At 42.6% G+C, this 22,037-nt stretch carries 20 protein-coding genes; 5 read left to right on the top strand and 15 right to left on the bottom strand.

Annotated elements, in window-relative coordinates; translation table 11 throughout:
- Positions 1–60: 60 nt before the first annotated feature.
- The 3 genes from ACTQ9S_RS06535 to ACTQ9S_RS06525 all read right to left on the bottom strand — a co-directional run bounded on the left by ACTQ9S_RS06535 (position 61) and on the right by ACTQ9S_RS06525 (position 2,562).
- Positions 61–732, bottom strand: coding sequence for an ABC transporter permease subunit (locus ACTQ9S_RS06535; protein ID WP_068034276.1), 672 nt, complete (start codon positions 730–732; stop codon positions 61–63).
- On the bottom strand, positions 729–1,475 hold the full coding sequence (locus ACTQ9S_RS06530; protein ID WP_068034274.1) for an amino acid ABC transporter permease: 747 nt from the start codon (positions 1,473–1,475) through the stop codon (positions 729–731). Before ACTQ9S_RS06530 ends, ACTQ9S_RS06535 begins: the two co-directional genes overlap by 4 nt.
- Before the next feature lie 106 nt (positions 1,476–1,581).
- Positions 1,582–2,562, bottom strand: a complete 981-nt coding sequence (locus ACTQ9S_RS06525; RefSeq protein ID WP_440454470.1) for a glutamate/aspartate ABC transporter substrate-binding protein — start codon at positions 2,560–2,562, stop codon at positions 1,582–1,584.
- A 315-nt stretch (positions 2,563–2,877) separates the two neighbouring features.
- Between ACTQ9S_RS06525 and hslO the strand changes: the two genes are divergently transcribed.
- Entirely contained in the window at positions 2,878–3,855 is a 978-nt protein-coding gene (gene hslO / locus ACTQ9S_RS06520) for an Hsp33 family molecular chaperone HslO (protein ID WP_440454469.1), read from the top strand.
- Positions 3,856–3,968: 113 nt separating this feature from the next.
- Here the strand turns inward: hslO and ACTQ9S_RS06515 are convergent, their stop codons facing one another.
- From ACTQ9S_RS06515 to ACTQ9S_RS06470, 10 genes are all read right to left on the bottom strand, one after another.
- On the bottom strand, positions 3,969–5,468 hold the full coding sequence (locus ACTQ9S_RS06515; protein WP_068034268.1) for an alpha/beta fold hydrolase: 1,500 nt from the start codon (positions 5,466–5,468) through the stop codon (positions 3,969–3,971).
- 188 nt (positions 5,469–5,656) lie between these two features.
- Positions 5,657–7,885 carry a PhoX family protein gene (locus ACTQ9S_RS06510; RefSeq protein ID WP_068330065.1) on the bottom strand — a complete coding sequence of 743 codons (2,229 nt, stop codon included), beginning with the start codon at positions 7,883–7,885 and terminating at the stop codon, positions 5,657–5,659.
- Between the two features lie 245 nt (positions 7,886–8,130).
- Positions 8,131–8,838 (bottom strand): fumarylacetoacetate hydrolase family protein, encoded by a 708-nt coding sequence (locus ACTQ9S_RS06505; protein WP_350655484.1) that lies wholly within the window; start codon positions 8,836–8,838, stop codon positions 8,131–8,133.
- Between the two features lie 147 nt (positions 8,839–8,985).
- The gene (locus ACTQ9S_RS06500) at positions 8,986–9,711 is read right to left on the bottom strand and encodes an ABC transporter permease (protein WP_068034266.1); all 726 of its coding nucleotides are present in this window, start codon (positions 9,709–9,711) and stop codon (positions 8,986–8,988) included.
- Between the two features lie 13 nt (positions 9,712–9,724).
- Positions 9,725–10,459, bottom strand: coding sequence for an ABC transporter permease (locus ACTQ9S_RS06495; RefSeq protein ID WP_068034264.1), 735 nt, complete (start codon positions 10,457–10,459; stop codon positions 9,725–9,727).
- 392 nt (positions 10,460–10,851) lie between these two features.
- On the bottom strand, positions 10,852–11,742 hold the full coding sequence (locus ACTQ9S_RS06490) for an ABC transporter substrate-binding protein (protein ID WP_440454528.1): 891 nt from the start codon (positions 11,740–11,742) through the stop codon (positions 10,852–10,854).
- Between the two features lie 91 nt (positions 11,743–11,833).
- Positions 11,834–12,763: a transporter substrate-binding domain-containing protein gene (locus tag ACTQ9S_RS06485; RefSeq protein WP_440454468.1), complete on the bottom strand. Its 930-nt coding sequence runs from the start codon at positions 12,761–12,763 to the stop codon at positions 11,834–11,836.
- A 44-nt stretch (positions 12,764–12,807) separates the two neighbouring features.
- Entirely contained in the window at positions 12,808–13,608 is an 801-nt protein-coding gene (locus ACTQ9S_RS06480) for a transporter substrate-binding domain-containing protein (RefSeq protein WP_203226483.1), read from the bottom strand.
- Between the two features lie 297 nt (positions 13,609–13,905).
- Positions 13,906–14,709, bottom strand: coding sequence for an ABC transporter ATP-binding protein (locus ACTQ9S_RS06475; RefSeq protein ID WP_440454467.1), 804 nt, complete (start codon positions 14,707–14,709; stop codon positions 13,906–13,908).
- Between the two features lie 274 nt (positions 14,710–14,983).
- Positions 14,984–15,370 carry a hypothetical protein gene (locus tag ACTQ9S_RS06470; RefSeq protein WP_440454466.1) on the bottom strand — a complete coding sequence of 129 codons (387 nt, stop codon included), beginning with the start codon at positions 15,368–15,370 and terminating at the stop codon, positions 14,984–14,986.
- 519 nt (positions 15,371–15,889) lie between these two features.
- Here ACTQ9S_RS06470 and ACTQ9S_RS06465 point away from each other — a divergent pair.
- The 4 genes from ACTQ9S_RS06465 (at position 15,890) to gltS (ending at position 19,807) form a co-directional block, all read left to right on the top strand.
- Entirely contained in the window at positions 15,890–17,191 is a 1,302-nt protein-coding gene (locus tag ACTQ9S_RS06465) for a glutamate-5-semialdehyde dehydrogenase (protein ID WP_350655488.1), read from the top strand.
- A 123-nt stretch (positions 17,192–17,314) separates the two neighbouring features.
- Positions 17,315–18,082 (top strand): ribonuclease domain-containing protein, encoded by a 768-nt coding sequence (locus tag ACTQ9S_RS06460; protein ID WP_440454465.1) that lies wholly within the window; start codon positions 17,315–17,317, stop codon positions 18,080–18,082.
- A gap of 1 nt (position 18,083) precedes the next feature.
- Complete coding sequence (locus ACTQ9S_RS06455; protein WP_440454464.1) at positions 18,084–18,443, top strand: barstar family protein; 360 nt, start codon at positions 18,084–18,086, stop codon at positions 18,441–18,443.
- 89 nt (positions 18,444–18,532) lie between these two features.
- Complete coding sequence (gltS, locus tag ACTQ9S_RS06450) at positions 18,533–19,807, top strand: sodium/glutamate symporter (protein ID WP_068034247.1); 1,275 nt, start codon at positions 18,533–18,535, stop codon at positions 19,805–19,807.
- Positions 19,808–19,931: 124 nt separating this feature from the next.
- On the opposite strand, the gene glyA is transcribed toward gltS, so the two are convergent.
- The gene (gene glyA, locus ACTQ9S_RS06445; RefSeq protein ID WP_440454463.1) at positions 19,932–21,188 is read right to left on the bottom strand and encodes a serine hydroxymethyltransferase; all 1,257 of its coding nucleotides are present in this window, start codon (positions 21,186–21,188) and stop codon (positions 19,932–19,934) included.
- A 316-nt stretch (positions 21,189–21,504) separates the two neighbouring features.
- The gene (locus ACTQ9S_RS06440) at positions 21,505–22,008 is read right to left on the bottom strand and encodes a chorismate--pyruvate lyase family protein (protein ID WP_440454462.1); all 504 of its coding nucleotides are present in this window, start codon (positions 22,006–22,008) and stop codon (positions 21,505–21,507) included.
- Positions 22,009–22,037: the final 29 nt, after the last annotated feature.

Below are 22,037 nucleotides of genomic sequence, written 5' to 3'. Positions count from 1 at the left end.
TTCATAAATAGCTATTACTAGAACCTGTAATTAAAATCTCAGAAATTCAAACTTCAGTTATTAGAACCTCAAACGTTTTTGCACTTGTTGTACGCCAATAGAAGCGCTTAAGCTGATGATAAAATACACCGCTCCTGCCCCTAAAATATAAGGTGTTAATAAGCCCATCAGCTCACCACGTACGTAGGCTGCACGGAAAAAGTCTGTCAAACCGATAGCAAATACCAATGTCGTATCTTGGAATAAAATAATACATTGCTGCAAAATAAGTGGCAGCATCTTCCGAAAGGCTTGTGGTAGCACGACTAAGCGCATGGTCTGCCCATAAGTCATACCCAAAGCTTTTGCGGCATTTACTTGCCCACTACCGATAGACTGAATACCCGCACGCACCACTTCTGAAAAATAGGCGGCTTCGAACATCATAAAGGCAACGACGCACGAGGCAAAGGCTGCATCAAGTTGTAAGTATTTACCAGCTACCCAAAAGTAGATCATCGGTACGGCAAAATAAAACCATAGCAATACTAATAGCAACGGTACAGAACGGAAGTAATTGACGTACAGCTTGGCTGGTACTTCTAATATCTTAATACCAGATAGCCGCATCAAAGCGAGTACCGTTCCTAAACTGATACCACCGATGATGGCTAAGAATAATACTTTTAAGGTGGTCAGCATTCCACCCATTAGACCTGGATAGGCCGTTGCAAGTTCGGTCATCATACTCATTTCTGACTCCCTGCAATAAGCCCTGGTACACGCAGTTTGCGCTCAATCAAACCCATGATAGCTATCAAAGACAGGTTAAACACCAAATAAATCACGGTCGCGTAAGTATAAATTTCAAGGTTATTTTGCGTATATTCGCTAATGGTTTTGGTCTGGCTAATCAGCTCCATTACGCCAACCAAAGATGCCACTGAAGCATTCTTGAAGCAGTTTGTCAGCTCAGAGCTAAGTGGCGGTAGAATGACGCGAAATGCCTGTGGTAACAGAACTTCCTTATAAGCTTGCGGGATACTAAACCCTAGCGCGTAGGCAGCATTGATTTGACCTTGTGGCAATGACTGGATACCCGTACGCACTTGCTCAACAATTCGCGCAGCGGTAAATAAGCCAAGACCAATACTCGCTGAGAGCATGGCTGAGGTATTTGGAGATAAGTCTTTATACCACCATTCTTGTAAGGCAGGTGTTAGCCAGCCAGGGGCAACATAAAACCAAAAGAATAATTGAACTAATAGAGGGATATTACGAAAAAAAGTCACATAGGCGGTGCCGATACTGCGTGCCGTCTTGCTTGGCAAAGTGCGCATGATACCAAAGATGGTACCAATGACCATAGCAATCGCCCATGCAATACTACCAATCAATAACAACCAGCCAAGGCCGGTAATCATCCAATGTATGTACAGCTCATTACCAATACCAGTATGCTCAAAGAGCACACCCCAGTTCCAGCTATAATTCATTTTTGTCTCTCCGAGCAACGGAAGATAGACTCATGCGCTAGGTTGAACTTAATGACTACCTAATACCTAAGCGCATGAGTCGGCTATATTGAGGGACAAAATGTCATTATTGTGCAGCGTCTTTTGGCTGGGCACTATCATGTGGATTAGCAATTAAAGCTTTTAAGTTGTCTGACATCTCAAAGTTTAGATTGACGTTCTTCGGTGGGATAGGGTTTAAGAACCACTTGTCATAAATGCTATTAATCTCACCTGAACTAAAGGTGTTAGCCAATGCTTCATCGACCACAGCTTTAAACTCAGGATCGTCTTTACGCATCATACAGCCATAGATTTCAAACGATTGCGGCGTACCAACAATTACCCATTCATCAGGATTTTTTGCTTTGGCTTTTTCGCCTGCAAGCAGTACATCATCCATCATAAACGCATCAGCACGACCATTCTCTAACATCAAGAAGCCTTCGCCATGATCTTTGGCAGAGATGATATCGGTATCCATCTTCTTCTCGTCGTTATATTGGCGAATATAACGCTCTGAGGTCGTACCTGCAGTCGTGACGAGCGTTTTACCTTTTAAGTCTTCAAAGTCTTGAATGCCAGAGTCGGTCTTGGTTAATAAGCGCGTCCCAATCTCAAAGAAGCCATTAGAGAAAGCCACTTGTTTTTGGCGCTCTTCATTATTAGTCGTTGAGCCACATTCAAAATCTACCGTACCGTTTTGTACTAATGGAATACGAGTCTGCGAGGTAATTAGGTTATAGCGAATGTTTAGGTCTGGCATGTTTAGCTTTTGCTTAACCGCTTCGACCACTTTCATCTCTAAATCATGCGCATAACCCATCGGCTGGTTAGGGTCATCTGCGATGTAAGAAAATGGAATAGAGGAGTCACGATAACCGACGACAATAGTGCCCGAATCTTTTATTTTTTGTAGGGTGCCGTTAGAATTTGCTGCGGCCTCTGTAGTCGCTGCATCGTCTGCTGGAGCAGCATCATCGGCAGTTTGGTTACTGTTATTACAGCCAGCCAAGCCAAGTGCCATAAAAGCAGCTAACGTTAGAGGTTTTGAGATTGAATAAGCCATAAGATACATCCTTTTATCAAACTATTACAAATCGGTGAAAAGCTTGGACATTTTCTACATCACTGCCCAGCATCCTTGCTGTTACTTTCAGTTATCATAGAGCAACTTAATGTTACTGTACAACACTTTTACCGACCTTAGTAAACTTTCTTACATATATCCATAATATCTCATATTCAATAAGAAAATTTAAATGGAATGGGTAAACTACTATCAACTCTAGAGCTTCGAATCAATATTAGCGCTTTCTCTATCGTTGATAAATTATGGATAATCCCCATAAAGCTAGCAACTTCTTAACCATACTAATGACTTATGACTCAAGCCAATCAAAACTCTCAGATAGCAAAAACTGACACCGTATCTACCGATAATGATGTGCGTCAGCGCTTTTTTATTCAAGATTCGCCTGTGCGTGGCGACGTCGTACGCCTATCACGTAGTTACGCCAGCACTATCGCTCAAAAGCCCTACCCTGAAGCCATTAAACGCTTATTGGGTGAAATGTTGACGGCTGCCAGCTTACTTATCGGTACTGTTAAAATTGATGGCCACCTGTCCATTCAATTGCAGTCGTCAGACAGTGACAGCTTACTGAATTGGGCAATGGCTGAATGCGATCAAGACGGTATTATTCGCGCCCTTGCCAGCTGGAAAGCGGATACTGATGAGCAAGTACAAGCATGGGAAAATATGACCAGTGCTAATGAGGCTTTTGCTGAGCTTGGCGCTATGGGTCAAGGCGTGTTATTTATTAACATTCAGCCTAATGGCGGTGAAGCATACCAAGGTATCGTTGAGCGTAGCCATGACAATTTAGCTGACTGCTTAGCACATTATCAAAAGCAATCTGCACAGATTCCAACCTTAATTAATTTGGCTTCTGACGGCTTGCAAGCAGGTGGTATATTGGTACAGATGCTGCCTCGTACCGCTGAAGAAACCTATGAAGTAGAGCAAAACGAAGATGCGGGTATCGATGACGACTTGTGGACGCGTTTAAGCGTTTTGACTCGTACTGTCAAAGCCGAAGAGCTAACCACGCTTGATACGAATGAAATTTTGTATCGCTTATACAATGAAGAAAATGTCGTTGCGCCCGACCCTGTTGCCTTATCATTTGGCTGTACATGCTCACGTGAGAAATGCGAGATGGCAATTGAGCAAATCGGCGAAGCGGAAGCGTTGGATATAATCGAGGAACAAGGCGGTACATTCGAGATGGATTGCGGATTTTGTGGTGAAGTCTATAAATTTAATAAAGACGATGTCGCAACGATATTTGCTGAGTAGTTTTTATTGAATTGATTTGTTTAATTTGTAATGATAATTAGAACCCTCAAGTGTGATGCTTGAGGGTTTTTGTTTTACTGGATAAATCTAAATAAGAAAGTAAGGCTAAAAAACTAGACCACCACCTCAACATTTTCAGGATAAGAATGTATGCAAGCACCAAATGCATCACCTTCTTGATTAGAGCTACTTTGCCCATTGTCCAACAGCCATGCAACGACTTGCTTATGTACCCTATCGTTGTAAAGTAAATTGTAATGACTTACGCCATAAAAAATGGCCTTGTGCCCTTCAGGTACCGACAAAGCATGCTCGCCATCATACTCCCCTAGCGCAGATTCTATTGTTACCAGACCATCGCCCAATAAGCTTGTGGCTTTGGAGTCGTAATGAGCCTCAACCAGCGTGGCCGCGATAAAGTAAGTATTCACATGTAGCGGCAGACGAGCAGGATGATGAAAGTCTTGCGGTAGCACACTGCGGCCTTCTAAAGACTTCCAATCATCGTCACGAATACTACCATGTCGCAAATCGATAATGCCTGTACTACGTAAATCACCCAGTTTGGCAAGCGACCCTGCAAAAGGCAGCTTGGCGATCATATCTTGCACAAAATAACCGATACGCTCTAGGCTTGCACCATGATGCGGTGAGCCAAGAGTAATGAGGTTACTAACTCGTTTCACCCAGTTAAAACCTTGTTGTTTGCCATAGAACAGCGCACTACGAGCGACCAATCCACCCATGCTATGCCCAACCAAATCTATCTGACTGATATTTGGGTTATTATCTACTAACTGTTGTAGCACTTTAGAGAAGTTGCGACCATTGAGTGAGATGCGCCGTCCAGTATTGTAATCAAGGTATAGAACGGTAGATTTTGGCAGACTGCGACTAATACACGCGCCAAGACTATTACCTGCAGTTGGTTGCCAGCTCAAGTGACTCATACAAAGACCATGGCATAAAACAATAACGCGCCCTGATATCTCTTTGTTTTTTAGATGTCCATATCTTGGGCGTAAAGAGCTGTCGTATAAAATCATCGGGATAGCGAGAGGGTTATTATGTGTGACAAGATGGTCGCCCATTACGCCATTTAGAACGTTGATAAGCTGTTTTAGTGTTTCAGGTAGCGGGCGCGAGTCTTTTTGATTGAGCAGGCTTTTATATATTCGCAGCGCTGAGGCTAGATTGTTGCCTACTAGCCGTGTTACTTGGCGTACTGCCCCATAGATTCGCCCGGTAAGACCACGTTGCCATTTGCTGACATTGCCTTCGTTAAAACGTCCCAAAGGACGTAGAATAATCTCACGATGGATGGCTTCTACAATGTCAGTAACCTCAACCACACCCATTGTCGCAAGCTGTGCCAATCCTTCAAAGAAATCACTCAAAGAGATAGGTTTGTGCGAGGTCATGGTTTTACTGTCTTCGGTATTTAATCCAATTTCATCATCGACATAGATATATTCAAGCTGTGCCAACTCTTCATACACGTCACCCTGAAATTTCGCGCTAGCTTCAGAGTCAGAATTAGCATTAACATTAAACTTAGGCTGATTTTTAGCAAATAAATCGTGAATGCTATCGATAGAATCTGGATTGTTCATAGTTTTGATGTATTTAGTGATAAGGATACTCTTACATATTATCCTGTAAATGCGGTAAACAAAACATTTATACTGTCACGCTAGCTTTCTAAAATATCGTTTAATAAAAACACCTAATAAAAAATCCCAAGTCATGGCTTGAGATTATTTGGATATTAGCTATTTACTAAATACGAACAGCTTAACTTCTATGTCGTTTTTATATCCGTTGCAAACGATTCTGCTAGTATGACATCTCCATCCTCGCGAGTAATCATGACTGTAGCTGAGCGCGGAGTACTGCCACCAGCGACTGCGCCCCAATTATTACCAGGATGCTGAATGTTAATGAATAACGTTTTAAAGTCTGGGGTCATGGTAATACCGGTCACCTCACAGCCTTCAGGACCGACAAAAAATCGTTTAATATTGTCATTATTTGCTTTCATACCGACACGAGTTTGCTGTCCTGCCGAAGTAGTTTTGAGCGTGCCATCGCTGACATTACCCGGTAGTGCTGCGAGCAACATGCAACTGCTGGTATCGGTATAAGCGCCGTCATCAGTCTGAATCCACAATACCCCACGTGGGTCGAAATACAAACCATCTGGCGAAGAAAAATCGTTATTATCATTTAATTGCGATAAGTTTTCTGCTGACAAAGCACTCGGTGCAGCAAATAGATAAATATCCCACTCAAAGCTCGTTGCCGCATGCTCGCCTCCTGCTTCTGCCCAGCGAATAATATGACCATTGTCATTGCCGCGCGCTTTACCACGAGCCTGATAACTGCGCGGGTTGGTTGCAGACACTGGTTGATCATCACGTTCACCGCGATATTTATTATTGGTCAAAGTCACATAAACTTCACCAGTAATGGGACTGACCGATACCCATTCAGGACGATCCATCTTGGTTGCCCCTAACGTGTCAGCAGCAGCACGCGCAAACACTAAAACGTCATCTTGTCCATTGAAGGGCAGCACGCTATTAGAGGCATCTAGTCCGTTTTGACCATGAACCAGCGGCTGCCACTCACCACTACCATCGTCATGGAAGATTGCAACGTATAGCGTGCCCTCATTCATATACTTGTCACCAGCTTTTAAGCCCGCTCCTATGTCTTTATTTGACCACAGGGCTTTAGAGACAAACTTATAGATATACTCACCGCGGGCATCATCACCCATATAAAAAACCACTGGTTTGCCTTGCTCAACAGGCGCATAGGCGCAGTTTTCGTGAGCAAAACGACCCAGCGCTGTACGTTTTTGTGGCATAGAATGTTGGTCAAAAGGGTCAATTTCGGTGATATAACCAAAGGTGTTAAAACCATTGCGGTAATCGTCAGTCGCGGTTGCACCGACAGCAGTCATGTCCCAGCGGGAAAATTCATCAGAGATTTTGGCGTCTTTGGCTTCTGGGGTATGCCATAAGTACCCTGAGCTGGCAAAATTTTCTGTTGCACCATAACGCTCACGACCGTAATTCTGTGCGACAGTTAATTGACTAGCATCTTGACCACGGGCAAAAACTCCTAAAAAATTCTCTTCGGTCGTCAAATACGTGCCCCAAGGCGATAGTCCTGCACCACAATTATTATTGATTCCACGAGTCTGAAAGCCTGTCGGATCAAACTTGGTCTTGACCAAATCAGAGCCAGCAACTGGCCCTGCCAACTGCGATTGAGTACTGCTAGTAATGCGGCGATTGTATTTTGAATTGAGCACCATCTCATAACCTATGCCATTGGCGCGGCGAGTCATCTCAACCACAGCCACGCCATGACAATTGGCTTCACGGCGCACATCACTGGCGAGGCGACGATTTTTAAATATGGGTGCAGCATTATTATTTTGGATTACATGGTAGCCAAACGGGCTTAGCTCGCTACTATTCACGTACTCATGGTTCATGACCAGCAGACCATTCTCTGACGCTTTAGCATCGTATCCATGGCCCTTTTTGCCAAAGAACCACATGCCATCATGGTTGTCACCCATACGCCAATCAAACGACTCAGCAGACTGCTCACGATTGTCTTTCCAATCATCAATGCCAGAAATTAATGGCGTGCCGAGTGGTAATATAATTTCAGCTTTATAACCTTCCGCCACGCTCATTGTTTCGGCAGTGGAATGCGCAACTGCTTTAAACTTTAAAGTCTCAGGACGCTTTAAATCACCTTGTGCAGGAATAGCAGCATCATTATCATTATTGACAAGGGGGCTTCCAGCACTACTTTCATCATTGTCAGCACATCCGACTAAAGGAAGTGCGCCAAAGAAAGCAGCAGCTGTCAATCCTGTACCACCTTTTAGAATACTACGGCGGTTCAGACGACGATTGATAATGCTTTGAAAGTCAGTATTATGAGTAGGATTGGAGTCTTCAACAACTTCGTGGGCAAGATTTTGCTTATCATTCAGTAATGTCATTTTATTCAATAACGTCATAGTCAATCACCTTGCTGTTAGGCTAGATTAGCATAAAGGGTTCAGTCGCAGCTTTGTAATTACCACTACGAAAATGCGGATTACGCTTGAGTCTATTGAACTTTCATGACGATAAGATGACATTTAAATAACAGGCTTTATTTAAACAAAAAAAATCCTAAGTATTGGCTCAGGATTTTGTATTTTCAGACATCAAATTTTTATTTAAGCCTATATTTAAAGTAACGCTATTGCACCCGCGTCTGCCACTCATGCGCGCCCAATACCAATTTTAACTCATCGCCTGCATGCAGTATACCAACGCCGCTTGGGGTGCCAGTCATAATCACATCACCTGCTTGCAAACTAAAAGCATGACTAATCTCAGCAAGTAATTCATACACAGGGAAAAGCATCAACGTACTGTCACCATCTTGCTTAAGCTCATCATTAATATAAAGCTGATAATGCACATTGCTAAAATCACCAAATGCTTGTGGGTCAACCCAATCAGCGAGTACGCACGCGCCATCAAAGCACTTCGCACGCTCCCAAGGATGACCTTTTTGTTTAAGCTCAGTCTGTAAATCGCGTAAGGTCAAGTCAAGCCCTATAGTGACGCTACCGATTGCTTGCTGTGCTTGCGCTACCGTTGCATTGCTCAAGTCAGCAGATAACTGAATACAAAGCTCTGCTTCATAATGAGTATCACCATAGCGATCTGAATCTGGTCGTATGATATCGTTGCGCATAGAAGCCACTGATGATGCAGGCTTCATAAATAAAATTGGCGACTTTGGTATCTCGTTGCCTAACTCCTGCGCATGGGCAGCATAGTTACGACCGACGCAGACAACTTTACCAATCGAGATACGGCCAGTTTTGACTTTAACATCTCCCTCGTCAGCATGAGCGAAAACGTCATTAATCAAAGACACATGGGGTGATTCACTCATAGTAGGTTCTCACAAACAGGGGAAGTCATAGGGTCATTTATAGTACGCTATCTTTTACCGCTTCGATTGCGACTACTTGATAAACTTATCATAATTCACAATCATCATAGCTCGTACTGATACATTTAGCAGAAATGTATTTTCTGACTATGGAATAGTACGCGTCACGACATCTGGCGGTACATAACTGGCATGGCGGTTCATTCTTTTTTCAAACATGCCAAAAGTGAATAAAATAACCCATGACAATAGCAAGTAGACGATACCAGCAGCAAAGAACAACTCCATTAAGGTATAGGTACGCGCGCTGATAGTACGTGCCACTCCAGTGATATCCATCAGTGCAATAGTTGATGCCAAGGCACTACCTTTAAGCATAAAGATAACTTCGTTACTATAAGCTGGAATCACAATACCAAATGCTCGCGGTAAGGTAATACGGGTAAGCTTCTGCCATTTTGACATACCGACAGCATCGGCAGCCTCAAGCTCACCAACTGGAATGGTTTGAATAGCACCACGAATAATCTCAGCGAGGTAGGCGCTAGTATTCATGGTAAAGGCAATAATGGCACACCAATAAGCTTGGCTAAGTACTGGCTCCCATAAGAATGAATCACGTACCGCTTCAAACTGCCCAAGACCATAATAAATCAAAAATATCTGTACCAGCAGCGGTGTGCCACGGAAGAAGAAGATATAAAGAAAAGGTATTATTTGTACTACCCAGCTTTTGGACAGTCGCAATAACGCCAAAACCAAACCAAAAAATAGCCCAATAATGCCTGATATTACGACTAGCTGTACAGTTAATACTGCGCCGCCTAATAAATCTGGGATATGATCAAAAATAACCTGCCAATTCCAATCCATGAGTATCTCTCCTCTACCCTGTGGTCGATTGACGGGGATTTGGTTGACGGCTAAGCTTTTTGGCATAGCGCGCTGCTGGATTAGCACGCCATTCAAGCCACATCATAAAGCCTGTAATGAGCATCGTCAGCCCTAAATAAATAATCGCTGCTGCCATATAAAAGGTGAAAGGCTGCTGCGTTGACTGGGCGGCGCGCGATGACTGATACATAATATCTTTAAGACCGATGACCGATACTAGCGCAGTATCTTTTAGCAATACCAAGAATAAGTTACCTAGACCAGGTAAGGCAATTTGCCATACTTGCGGTAAAGTAATGCGGTAAAAGGTCTGAAAAGGACGCATGCCAATCGCTTGCGCGGCCTCACTCTGCCCTATAGGAATCTCTTGAATGGACATCCGAAAGATTTCGGTCGCATAAGCGCCAAAGGCAATGGATAGCGCCATGACCCCGCCCCAAAACGCACTAATCTCGACATAGTCGTTGTAACCGAATTTTTTGAGGATGCTCATCAGCAGAATAGAGCCGCCATAATAAATGAACAGTACCAATAGCAACTCAGGAATACCACGCATTGTCGCTGTATAAACAGTCGCAATTTTACGTAGTATCCAGACATTGGACAGCTTGGCTGTGGCACCTAAAAGCCCTAAGACCATACCTATAATTAAGCTGGTCATAGCAAGCTTGATAGTGACGGTTGCGCCGCTCAGTAATAGCGCGCCAAATCCTTGTAAGTCAAACACAGTTGTCCACTCAGTCTCTTTATATCAGCAAATTAGCAGAATATTAGTTGAACGAATCAGTACCAATAGCCTTGCACCATGTATGGCAACACCGCGTTTGAGCTCGCGTATAGACTATGATTAATTGACTCGGCAAAAATGAGCCGTGATTTTATCATAATCGGCAAGCTCTATGTTACTGCTCATACGCAAAACCTGTATCTAGACGGATGCTAATCGTGCCAAAACGACACTGCTAAGACCAATCTAGCGATACTGTGCAGTCAGTTTTATCAGAGCAGTTGCTCTTTATAGATAAAAACAAAAAATTCATAAATAAAAAAGGATATCACCAATATGGCAATATCCTTCTGACTAATAAAATAAGTATTTCGTGACTAGCTAGTAAATTACTACTGACCACCGGTATCCGTTGCGGGCTCAGCAGCTACCGTTGTTTCGGTCGCTGGCATCGCGAAGTATTTTTGATTAAGTTCATCATAAGTCCCATTAGCTTTTATATTAGCCAATGATTGATTAATCTTAGCTTGCAAAGCATCACCAGGACGAACAGCTATTGCGAAGTTATCATTAATATCAATCTCATCACCTTTAATCATATAAGGACTACCTGATGGTGAGCTTAACCATTCCAGCGCTGGTACTTTGTCAGAGATCATCGCATCAACGCGACCGGATCCTAAATCCAGAAACGCATTGCTCAACGTATCATATAACTTCATGTTGGCTTTTGGATATTCGCCTTCTAACCACTGTGAGGAGATTGTTGAGCGTTGGGCGGCGATAGAATGGGCATCAATATCGCTACTTTTACTTGGATCAAAGCTACTCTCTTTTCTAGCTAAAAACACCAAAGTATTACTAAAATAGGGATCGGTAAAGCTGACTTGTTGTGCACGTTCTGGTGTTATAGACATCGCAGCTACAATCGCATCATACTTGCCAGCTTTAAGTCCAGGAATGATACCATCCCAATCTTGCGCCGTAATCTCACAAGTGACTTGCATATCGGCACAGATAGCGTTGGCCATATCGACATCGAAGCCGCCAAGTGTCCCATCTGCATTGGTATAGTTAAAAGGCGCATAGGCACCTTCGGTACCAATCCGTAGCACATCACCTGTTTCAGAAACTGTCGTCGTCTCAGTAGCGCTCTGATTAACATCATCAGTGCTATCTTGGCTGTTGCTGCAACCAGCTAATGCAAAGACAGCAGCCATGGCCAGCAAAGATGCTGAAAAACGACTCATCCTAACCGATTTGATGACTGATGCACGAGTCATGACGATGACTGGGACAAAATAGTTGCTCATAATCATCCTTGATGTTTACTTAGTAAAAAACAATATCTACCTTTATAAGGTAGACGCTGTGTTAGTTGGTCGCCGCTTCTGTTTGTTCTTCTTTAGCAATCATAGCATTAGCATCGACATCACCATCATCGATGACCACTACTTTCTCAACACCACCCGTTGCAACTGCTTTTTGGGCAGCAGCTGTAGTGCTAGTACCAAAGTAGCTACCAGTGATTTGATCATAGACGCCATTAGCTTTCAACTCAGTCAAAGCCTGATTGAATTTAGCAACTAAAGGATCACCTTTACGAAAGGCAATACCCATTGCGTCTTCTTCAGTACTGATCTCTTGCCCTTTGACTTCATAGTCCTTGCCAGCTTCTGTCTTTAGCCAATCAATACCCGTCACTTTATCTGACATCATCGCACGTACGCGACCTGAAGTTAGATCTAAATAAGCATTATCTTGGGTATCATAAAGCTTGATATCAGCGTCTGGATATTCATCTTGCAAGTACTGTGATGAAACCGTTGAGCGCTGTGAAGCAACAGGCTGCCCTTTTAGATCTGCAACACTAATAGCGTCACCTTTTTTACCGATCAAAATAATACCAGTATGAAAGTACGGATCAGTAAATTCCACCACTTCTTTACGTTCAGGCGTAATCGACATACCAGCAATAATGGCATCGAATTTTTGTGCGTTGAGACCAGGAATGAGGCCATCCCAGTCTTGTGATATTAGCTCACATTCTGCTTTCATTTGCGCACATAGCGCATCGACCAGTTCTACCTCATAACCGATAAGCTTGCCATCAGCGTCAGTATAACTAAATGGCTTGTAGCTTGATTCCGTAGCAATTTTTATATTGATAGGAGTGTCAGTAGTCGCTGTATCAGATGCGGTACTTTCCTCTGGTGCAGAGCTATTATTACAGCCAGCCAGCATTAGCATCGCTGCACTAAGCGGTGCCAACCATTTGGCTCTATTTACGAATGATGATGTCATAGATATTGTCATAATTGCTATTCTCTTATTTCTAAATCAGAAGATTATTGACCAAAATTCTCTTGCTCAAGACGGGCAAGCTCACCGTTACTACGGATTTCGCTTAATGCCTTATTGAAGTCATCTCTGAGAGAATCGTTTTTACGCACAGCAATAGCAATATTGTCATCATTGTCTATTTCATCACCAACAATACCAAAGCCTTCAGTATTATCCGCTAACCAAGATTTGGCAGAGACTTTTTCAGCCAATACTGCATCGCTACGGCCTGATTTTAAATCTAAGTAGGCGTTGTCATAGTTGTCGTATAACTGAACGGTATTACCATCTTTACCTTCGTAATTCTCTTGCAGATAAGCGCCTGGAGTCGTTGAACGCTGGCCACCTAAAGTCAGGTTTTTCATAGCCACTGGATTAAAGCTACTGTTAGTATCGGTCAGCCATACCATCGTATTAGCAAAGTAAGGTTCAGTAAAATCGACTTTTTCTTGACGTTCAGGAGTAATTGACATACCAGCGACTACGGCATCGTATTTTTGTGCTAGTAGACCTGGAATAATACCGTCCCAATCTTGAGCGACAATCTCACACTTTGCTTGCATTTGCGCACATAAAGCATTAGCAACATCGATATCAAAACCTGCCAAGCTACCATCAGCATTAGTATAGTTAAAAGGAGGATAAGCGCCCTCAGTCGCAATACGAATGGTCTTACCAGCTGCGTCCGCCGCAGGTGCATCAGCATTAGTATCAGTGGCTTCATTAGCAGGTTGGCTACAAGCACTAAGCGCAATGGCTGCAGTGATGGTCATTGACGACCACAATAGACGAGAGTTCGACATCATACGTTCCTCATTTTTTAATAGGGTTTCTGATAGATAATTATGTTGTTTTAACTTTTGACATCCTTGCCAAATAATAAATGTAATAACAAATATTGACATTTTATAGACTACTCGATAATACCTGACTAAAATATCAAAAACAAACGTTTTGCATATTGACTGTCATTATTGAGTAATAAAGTATTAAGCAAGGACGGACAGCATGATGAATAACTATTTGATGCCATCGATATTTGGCGATATCAAATAGTTATTTAATGATTTAATGCTTGAAGGTGTTGAGTATTGAACAAATTATTATGACTGGTTTTGACTATGCGATGCCATAAACTCTTTAACTCGCTCTGAGGTTGGATTGTCAAAGACTTGCTCAGGCGTGCCAATCTCTTCAATAACGCCTTGATGCAAAAACACCACTTTACTGGAGACTTCACGGGCAAAGCGCATCTCATGGGTGACAATTAGCATCGTACGTCCCTCTTCTGCCAAGTCTCGCATGACAGCGAGCACCTCGTTAACGAGTTCAGGATCGAGCGCAGAAGTTGGCTCATCAAATAACAATACACGAGGCTGCATAGCTAGTGCACGAGCGATAGCGACACGCTGACGTTGACCGCCTGATAAATTGGCAGGGTAAGCGTCTTTTTTGTCGAGTAAGCCGACCTTATCTAGTAGCTTTTCGGCATCACTGATGGCCTGATCTTTTTTAATTCTTAAGACCTGCGTTGGCCCTTCAATAATATTTTGAAGGATTGTCTTATGCGGCCATAGATTGAAGTTTTGAAATACAAAACCCACGCGTGCACGTAAACTCTCAAGCTGTTTGTTGTCTACTGCTTGCATCTCACCGGACTTTGTTGGTTTTAGCATGAGCTCATCATTGCCGATAATAATACGGCCTTGATTTGGCTTTTCGAGCAAATTAACACAACGTAATAAAGTAGATTTTCCAGAGCCAGAAGACCCCAAGATAGAGATCACATCACCATCATAGGCAGTCAGTGATACACCTTTGAGCACAGCCAATGAGCCGAAGCTTTTATGAAGATCTTGTAACTCTAAGGCGATAGGGCGAGTCGAGTTTGCGGCAGTCTCAAGCATGGGTTAGCGGATTTCCATTAAAAATGATTAAAAAGAGAAGCGTAATAACAAAGTTATGATAACTTAAAAAAATAGGGACTGGTAGCGTATCAATATAATGACAAGTCTCATCAGTCGTTTGCGCCACATTGTCGCTTAAAACAGGGCTAAAAGGCAAACTTTCTATCTTTTTTCGTGCTTAATATCTCCAATTACGTCATCCATAAAAATAGCTCAGATCGCATTAACGTGTCTGAGCTTTTTTTATATTATCAGCTTTATTTTATGAAAAATATTAATAGGTAGAAACATGCTCTTCTGATTCGCTACCATCTAGCATCTCGGAGTCATCAACACCTACCGCTACGCCATCATTAGCTTCGGCAACCGCGACATCGTCGTTCATCATATCGGTATTGGCATCATTAGCCATATCCATATCTTCAGAGGCTACTGCAACATCTTCATTTGCCATATGATTATCATTAGCCACACCAATTGCACCCTGCTCTACTTCTGCCTGAGCATCCATAGCGGTTTCGTCTTCACTCATAGGTGCTTCTTTATCTGCACAAGCACTCAATGTTAAAGCCGCTGCTGCTAGTGATGCATACAACCATTTTTTATGCATAGATTTATGAGTGGTCTTCTCTATCATTTTCATGTTTTTAGTGGTATTCATCTCAACTCTCCGTCGCTCAATCAGCAATAATGGGATTTAAAAGTTTTATAAACACACCCAATCAATATTGAGCCTAGTGCATACTTAACGATTTAGTGTTCAACTATACTGACAACTTCCGGTTACTACATTAGTAGTTACAGCATAGTTGTGTTAAAAATGCGTAACTGTATAAGTATCAAATGTTTATCATAAAATATCATTAATGAAACTTTCTTTGATAAGGGCCTCTTTAATAAAAGCACTTTATAACCCAACTTCAATACAAAGCTAAATACATGCCTTTAAAAGCCAGTAACTATAGGTTAGAAGCAGATATTGTTCACAAATTCGTCTTTACTATCGACTGTAACTCCTCTATGTTAAATAGCATAACGCTGTAACAGGGATAAAACTTACCTTTTCACCCATTATTAGCGCTTCTTTGTGCACTTTTGCCTTCTTTGGCATGTTTATTTTGTATAACCTATTATTATGACGAACAATAACGTCTATCCACAGATATAAGGAAAATGATCTATGAGTCAACCAAATACCACAGATATCACCGCTTACATGCAACAAGTTGGCAAACAAGCCCGTGCAGCATCTCGTGCTCTTGCCGCTGCTAATACTGGCGATAAAAATTCAGCACTTATGGCGATTCATGATGTATTAGTTGATGCCAAACAAGATATTTTATCCGCCAATCAAATTGATATGGACAATGGTCAAAAAAATGACCTTGATGCTGCCCTACTGGATCGTTTAGAGCTAAACGACGCTCGGTTTGAGGGTATGCTACAAGGTCTCAAAGACGTCTCTACCCTACCTGACCCTATTGGCGAAGTGACTGACATGACCTTTCGTCCATCAGGTATTCACTTAGGTAAAATGCGTGTGCCACTTGGCGTGGTCGGCATGATTTATGAATCACGTCCAAACGTTACTTTAGAAGCAGCATCTCTTGCCCTAAAATCTGGCAACGCTATTATTTTACGCGGTGGCTCAGAGGCATTCGAATCTAATCAAGCAATTGCTAAGTGTATTTACCAAGGCCTAAAAAATGTAGGTCTATCTGAACATAGTGTTCAAGTACTACAAACGACAGATCGCGCTGCGGTTGGCGAGCTTATCACCATGACAGAGTATGTTGATGTGATTGTACCGCGTGGTGGTAAAAGTTTGATTGCACGTATCAGTAATGACGCTAAAGTTCCAGTTATCAAACATTTAGACGGTAACTGTCATACCTTTATTGATAGCGATGCCAAGCCTAATATCGCCATCGAAGTCAGCGTCAACGCTAAAACACATCGTTACGGTACTTGCAATACGATGGAGACATTGCTGGTCGATGAAGCAGTTGCAGATGAGCTACTACCGCAGATCGCTGAAGCTATTATCCAAGCTGATGACGCTATGCAACTGCGTCTTGATGATAAGTCGCAAGCTATCTTAAATGACAACGCTAAGCTTGATGGACATTTATCAGCAGCGACAGATGAGGATTGGGATACCGAATATCTAGCACCTATTTTAGCGATTAAAATCGTGGCAGGCCTTGATGAAGCGATTGAACATATCAACACCCATGGCAGCCATCATACCGATGTCATTATCACTGATAACTATACTAAGTCGCAGCGCTTTATCCGTGAAGTAGACTCAGCTAGCGTGATGATTAATGCCTCTAGCCGATTTGCTGATGGCTTTGAATATGGTTTGGGTGCAGAGATTGGTATCTCAACCGACAAGATTCATGCGCGTGGTCCTGTAGGTCTTGAAGGTTTGACCTCACAAAAATGGATCGTCTATGGACATGGTGAGACCCGCGCCTAACTTATTATGCTTTAAACTACCATTTGTAGCTTGACCTAAAGTATAATCCACAAAAAACGTCAGCCTAATTGCTGGCGTTTTTTATTAGTTATAAAAACAGGAAGCTTACAGGACGACATACGCATGCAAAGTGGCGAAATCAAACACTGGAAACAAGATAAAGGCTATGGCTTTATCGACGTAGATAATCAAAGTGAAGACGTGTTTTTTCATGTCAGTAAAGTGAAGTTGTCGCAACCAATCACCGTAGGTCAAAGAGTCTATTTCAATAGTGAACGTAACGATAAAAATCAATTGCGTGCCACTGAAGTCACTGATGTTTCATTAAGCCTTAAGGAAAGCGCAGATTCAGATTACCCCACGCGCTCGTCAAGTAATATCGGTCAAAATAATGGCTTTCACAATAGTCAGAATAATCGAAACAATCATAGCAATCGCAACCACCATCGTAGTAGCCAAAATAAGAAAAGCTCGCTATCTACCCTATTTAGTTTGATAACTATCATTGCAGTCGCTGTTTATTTCTTTGCAGATTTAAAGTCTACTTTTTTTACAGATAGCGTCCAACCGAACTCTATATCACAAACCTCATCGGAAACGAGCCAATCAAAGGCACGTGGCATAACTGGCGACCCTCAGATAGACCAAACCATCACGCTTATTCAACAAGGTGGACCTTTTCCATATCCTAATAAAGACGGTACTACTTTTTATAATCGAGAAGGCAGACTACCCGCGCAGTCCCAAGGCTACTACCGTGAATATACCGTACCTACGCCTGGGGTTTCTCATCGCGGGGCGCGGCGCATTGTCACTGGTGGTAATCCTCCAACCATATATTATTTGACCGTCGACCACTACGATAGCTTTCGAAAATTGGAGGTAAATTAATATGAGCCAAGCCATTTACTATATTAACCAAAACGGTACAACACTTAGTGACAGCATTCCTGAGCAGGCTGTTAACATCCCCATCGGTAAAGTGCTTGATAAAGAAAATCTTTTAACCAGCTTAGCCAAAGCGTGCGATTTTCCTAGCTACTTTGCCCATAATTGGGACAGTGCTTGGGACTGCTTGACGGATAGTGATGTCACTCATTTACAGCTCAGTTTAACTAAGACAGAAAACATCAATACTGAAGACTTTAACGTTTTTAAAAGCATTATTGAAGATGCCTACAAAGATTTTGGTAAGCCGCAATTGTGGGTGATTGTTTCGTCCGAAATTGTGTCGTCCGAAGATAAGGACTAGTCGCTAATTATCACAAAAACCTGATTTCGAGATAAAGCCATATTTATCCCGGATTCAGGTTAATTAATATTTAGAGAAAGGATTAACGTATGGAAATTACTTTAAACGGCTATTACACATTGATATTAGCCACCTTAGTGCTACTGCTGGGACGCTTTTTGGTTAAGAGAATTAAGTTTTTAGAAGACTTTAACATTCCAGAGCCAGTTGCTGGTGGCTTGGTTGCTGCAATTGTTGTCTATATTTTAAATATTTTTTGGGGATATACCTTTAACTTTCATCAAGGTTTGCAGACGGCAACTATGCTCATGTTCTTTGCCTCTATTGGACTCAGTGCTGACTTTGGTAGGCTTAAAGCGGGTGGTTCGCCGTTATTAATTTTCACTATTGTGGTATCAGTTTTTATTGTCTTGCAAGATGTCGTGGGCGTGGCCATGGCAAGCGCATTGGGACTTGATCCTCTACTCGGATTAGTAACAGGTTCTATTGCTCTTACCGGAGGACACGGCACAGCAGGTGCTTGGGGCATTACTTTAGAAGAAGATTATGGCGTGGTTGGAGCGACGACGCTTGGTATCGCGGTTGCAACCTATGGCTTGGTAGCAGGTGGTATCGTTGGTGGTCCTGTTGCGCGGCGCTTGATTCAAAGGCTTGGTCTAAAACCGACACCAGCCAATCCAAATCCTAGTGACATCGAAAAGGTAGCTGGTGCGCAGTCATTGTACAGTACCAAACATGATGAAGATTCAGCGCATAGCAATAAAGAAATCTTTGAAAGACCTGACAGTATGCGCTTTATTACTGCCTCCTCTACCATTGAGACCTTGGCACTATTTGCTGGTGCATTGGCATTTGCAGATGCCATGACACTCGTTGCAGCAGATACTTGGTTTGAGTTACCCACCTTCGTTTGGGCACTGGCAGGCGGTGTCATTATCCGTAATGTGTTAACGATGGTGTTTGATTTTGATATGTTCGACCGCTCCATTGATGTGTTTGGTAACGCTTCTTTGAGTCTATTCTTAGCGATGGCATTGCTGTCATTAAAACTTTGGCAGTTGACTGATTTAGCGGGTCCTGTATTAATTATCTTGCTAGTGCAGACAGCGATTATGATTGTGTATGTCTACTTTATAACGTTCAAAGTAATGGGAAAAAACTATGATGCAGCTGTGTTATCAGCAGGACATTGTGGTTTTGGTATGGGCGCAACGCCGACTGCGATTGCCAATATGCAGGCGGTCACCGATCGCTACTTGCCATCACCTAAAGCGTTTTTGATTGTGCCGATGGTTGGTGCTTTCTTCGTTGATATCGTCAACGCCACGATATTGCAGATATTTACGAAGTTGCCGTTTATGTAAGTTAAGAGTGTAATAGCATCAGACCTAATTGCCTAAGAAAACAAAAAAACCGCCTAGCAAAAGCTAAGCGGTTTTTATTTTAACCAACACTTAATAAGCGCTGGCTAAAATTAAGAGAACTGGCCTACTGGTTTTTTTCGTAAACTGGTAGATCTTTACAGATAGCTTCTACTTTGCCACGTATTTCAGCAAGGACTTTTTCATCACCACGGCTGTCCAGGACATCGCAGATCCAACCAGCTAAATCACTAGCTTGTGCTTCGTTAAAGCCGCGAGTAGTAATCGCTGGCGTACCAATACGGATACCAGAAGTTACGAAAGGAGATTTTGGATCATTTGGTACTGCGTTTTTATTCACAGTGATATGTGCATCGCCAAGCCATTTGTCCGCTTCTTTACCAGTCATTTCTTGCTTAACTAAGCTGATAAGCATGAGATGGTTTTCAGTACCACCAGAGATGATTTCATAACCACGCTCTTGGATGACTTTAGCCATTGCTTGGGCGTTTTTAACGACTTGCTGCTGGTAAGTTTTGAAGTTATCTTCTAAGGCTTCTTTGAAGCAAATCGCTTTGGCAGCGATTACGTGCATCAACGGGCCACCTTGGTTGCCTGGGAATACAGCAGAGTTGAGCTTTTTCGCCAGCTTCTCATCACGTGCCAAGATCATACCTGAACGCGGGCCACGTAGTGTTTTGTGGGTTGTAGTAGTCACTACATCAGCGAAAGGTACTGGGCTTGGGTAAACGCCACCAGCGATAAGACCAGCGACGTGTGCCATATCTACCAGTAAGTACGCACCTACTTCGTCGGCGATTTCACGGAAACGCGCCCAATCGACCACTTGTGAATAGGCTGAAAAACCAGCAATAATCATTTTAGGCTTATGCTCTTTTGCCAAACGCTCAACTTCGTCATAATCGATAAGGCCAGTGCCCTCAACCAAGCCGTACTGTACCGCATTGTAGTTAAGGCCTGAGAAGTTAATATGCGCGCCATGAGTCAAGTGACCACCCGCGTCTAGGCTCATGCCTAGTACCGTGTCATTAGGCTCAAGCAATGCTAAAAATACTGCTGAGTTTGCTTGGCTACCTGAATGCGGCTGTACGTTTACATACTCGGCACCGAACAATTCTTTTGCGCGATCAATAGCCAATTGCTCAACGACATCAACGTGCTCGCAGCCACCATAATAACGCTTACCTGGATAGCCTTCAGCATATTTGTTGGTTAGATCTGTTCCTTGCGCTTCCATCACTGCTTGCGAGCAATAGTTTTCTGATGCAATAAGCTCAATGTGGTTTTCTTGACGTACACTTTCAGCTTCCATAGCTTCAGAAAGTACTGGATCAAACTCTTTGATAGATATATCTTTAAACATATTAATGTCCTATATATTGACTATTATTAGAAGGGAGCTATTAGAAGGAAGAAGTCTAGAATTGACATCTCGCTCTCAGCAATATTTTCGATGCGCTCCTACATTTAGGGTATCGCTGCACTCAAGTGTAACATGAAACTTTATGTTACGAACGCAAAAAAACCTCACCTTAAGATGCGTTAATTAAATGCCCCTATAACGTAAATAAATAGCCAATAAAATAAATAGCTTACTTATTTTTAATACATGCCAGCACATGTTAGATACGTCATATTTAGCAACGTTTATCTATAAGACGTATATTTATTAAAAATCCTCAAGCATTGCCGGACAAAAATGCTGATAAAAAGGTCTCGCTGATAAGTAATTTGCGTCCATACCAATCATAACGTGTTTGGCGTTGCCAACCATCGTCAGTTAAGCAAACAGAACGCTTATTAGGTAAGGTGCGGCTGCATTTAAATAAGACGTAGCCGATAGGAGTGCCTTTTAGTTGCTGTAGACGGCGCGCGCGTCCTTTTAGACTTGACAAAGGAAAGACACTTTGCGCCTGTACCCAAGGCCTGTCATCATTACCATACAGCTGAACTTCACGTACCCATGCTAGCATCGGACGATTAAATGCTGAGCGATGTAGACCTAGTTGCTGCTTTTGACGTAACGTAAGCTGACGATAGCCTTCAAAACTACGCTCTACGCGTAATGGCTGTCCTGCCCTTTCTTCGAGCATTGCAGTCAAAGAGCCTTCGGCATTGAGCCACGATAGTAGCTCAATTGGTGGTATCGAAGTATTGGAATAATCAAAGGAGTGACTGGGCATAAGTGACTAAATGTGAGAGGTTAGAAAAG

This window comes from Psychrobacter sp. ASPA161_9 (assembly GCF_051970275.1).
Lineage (GTDB): Bacteria > Pseudomonadota > Gammaproteobacteria > Pseudomonadales > Moraxellaceae > Psychrobacter.
Note: the sequence above shows the minus strand (reverse complement) of the source record. Positions and strands in the feature narration are given on the sequence as shown.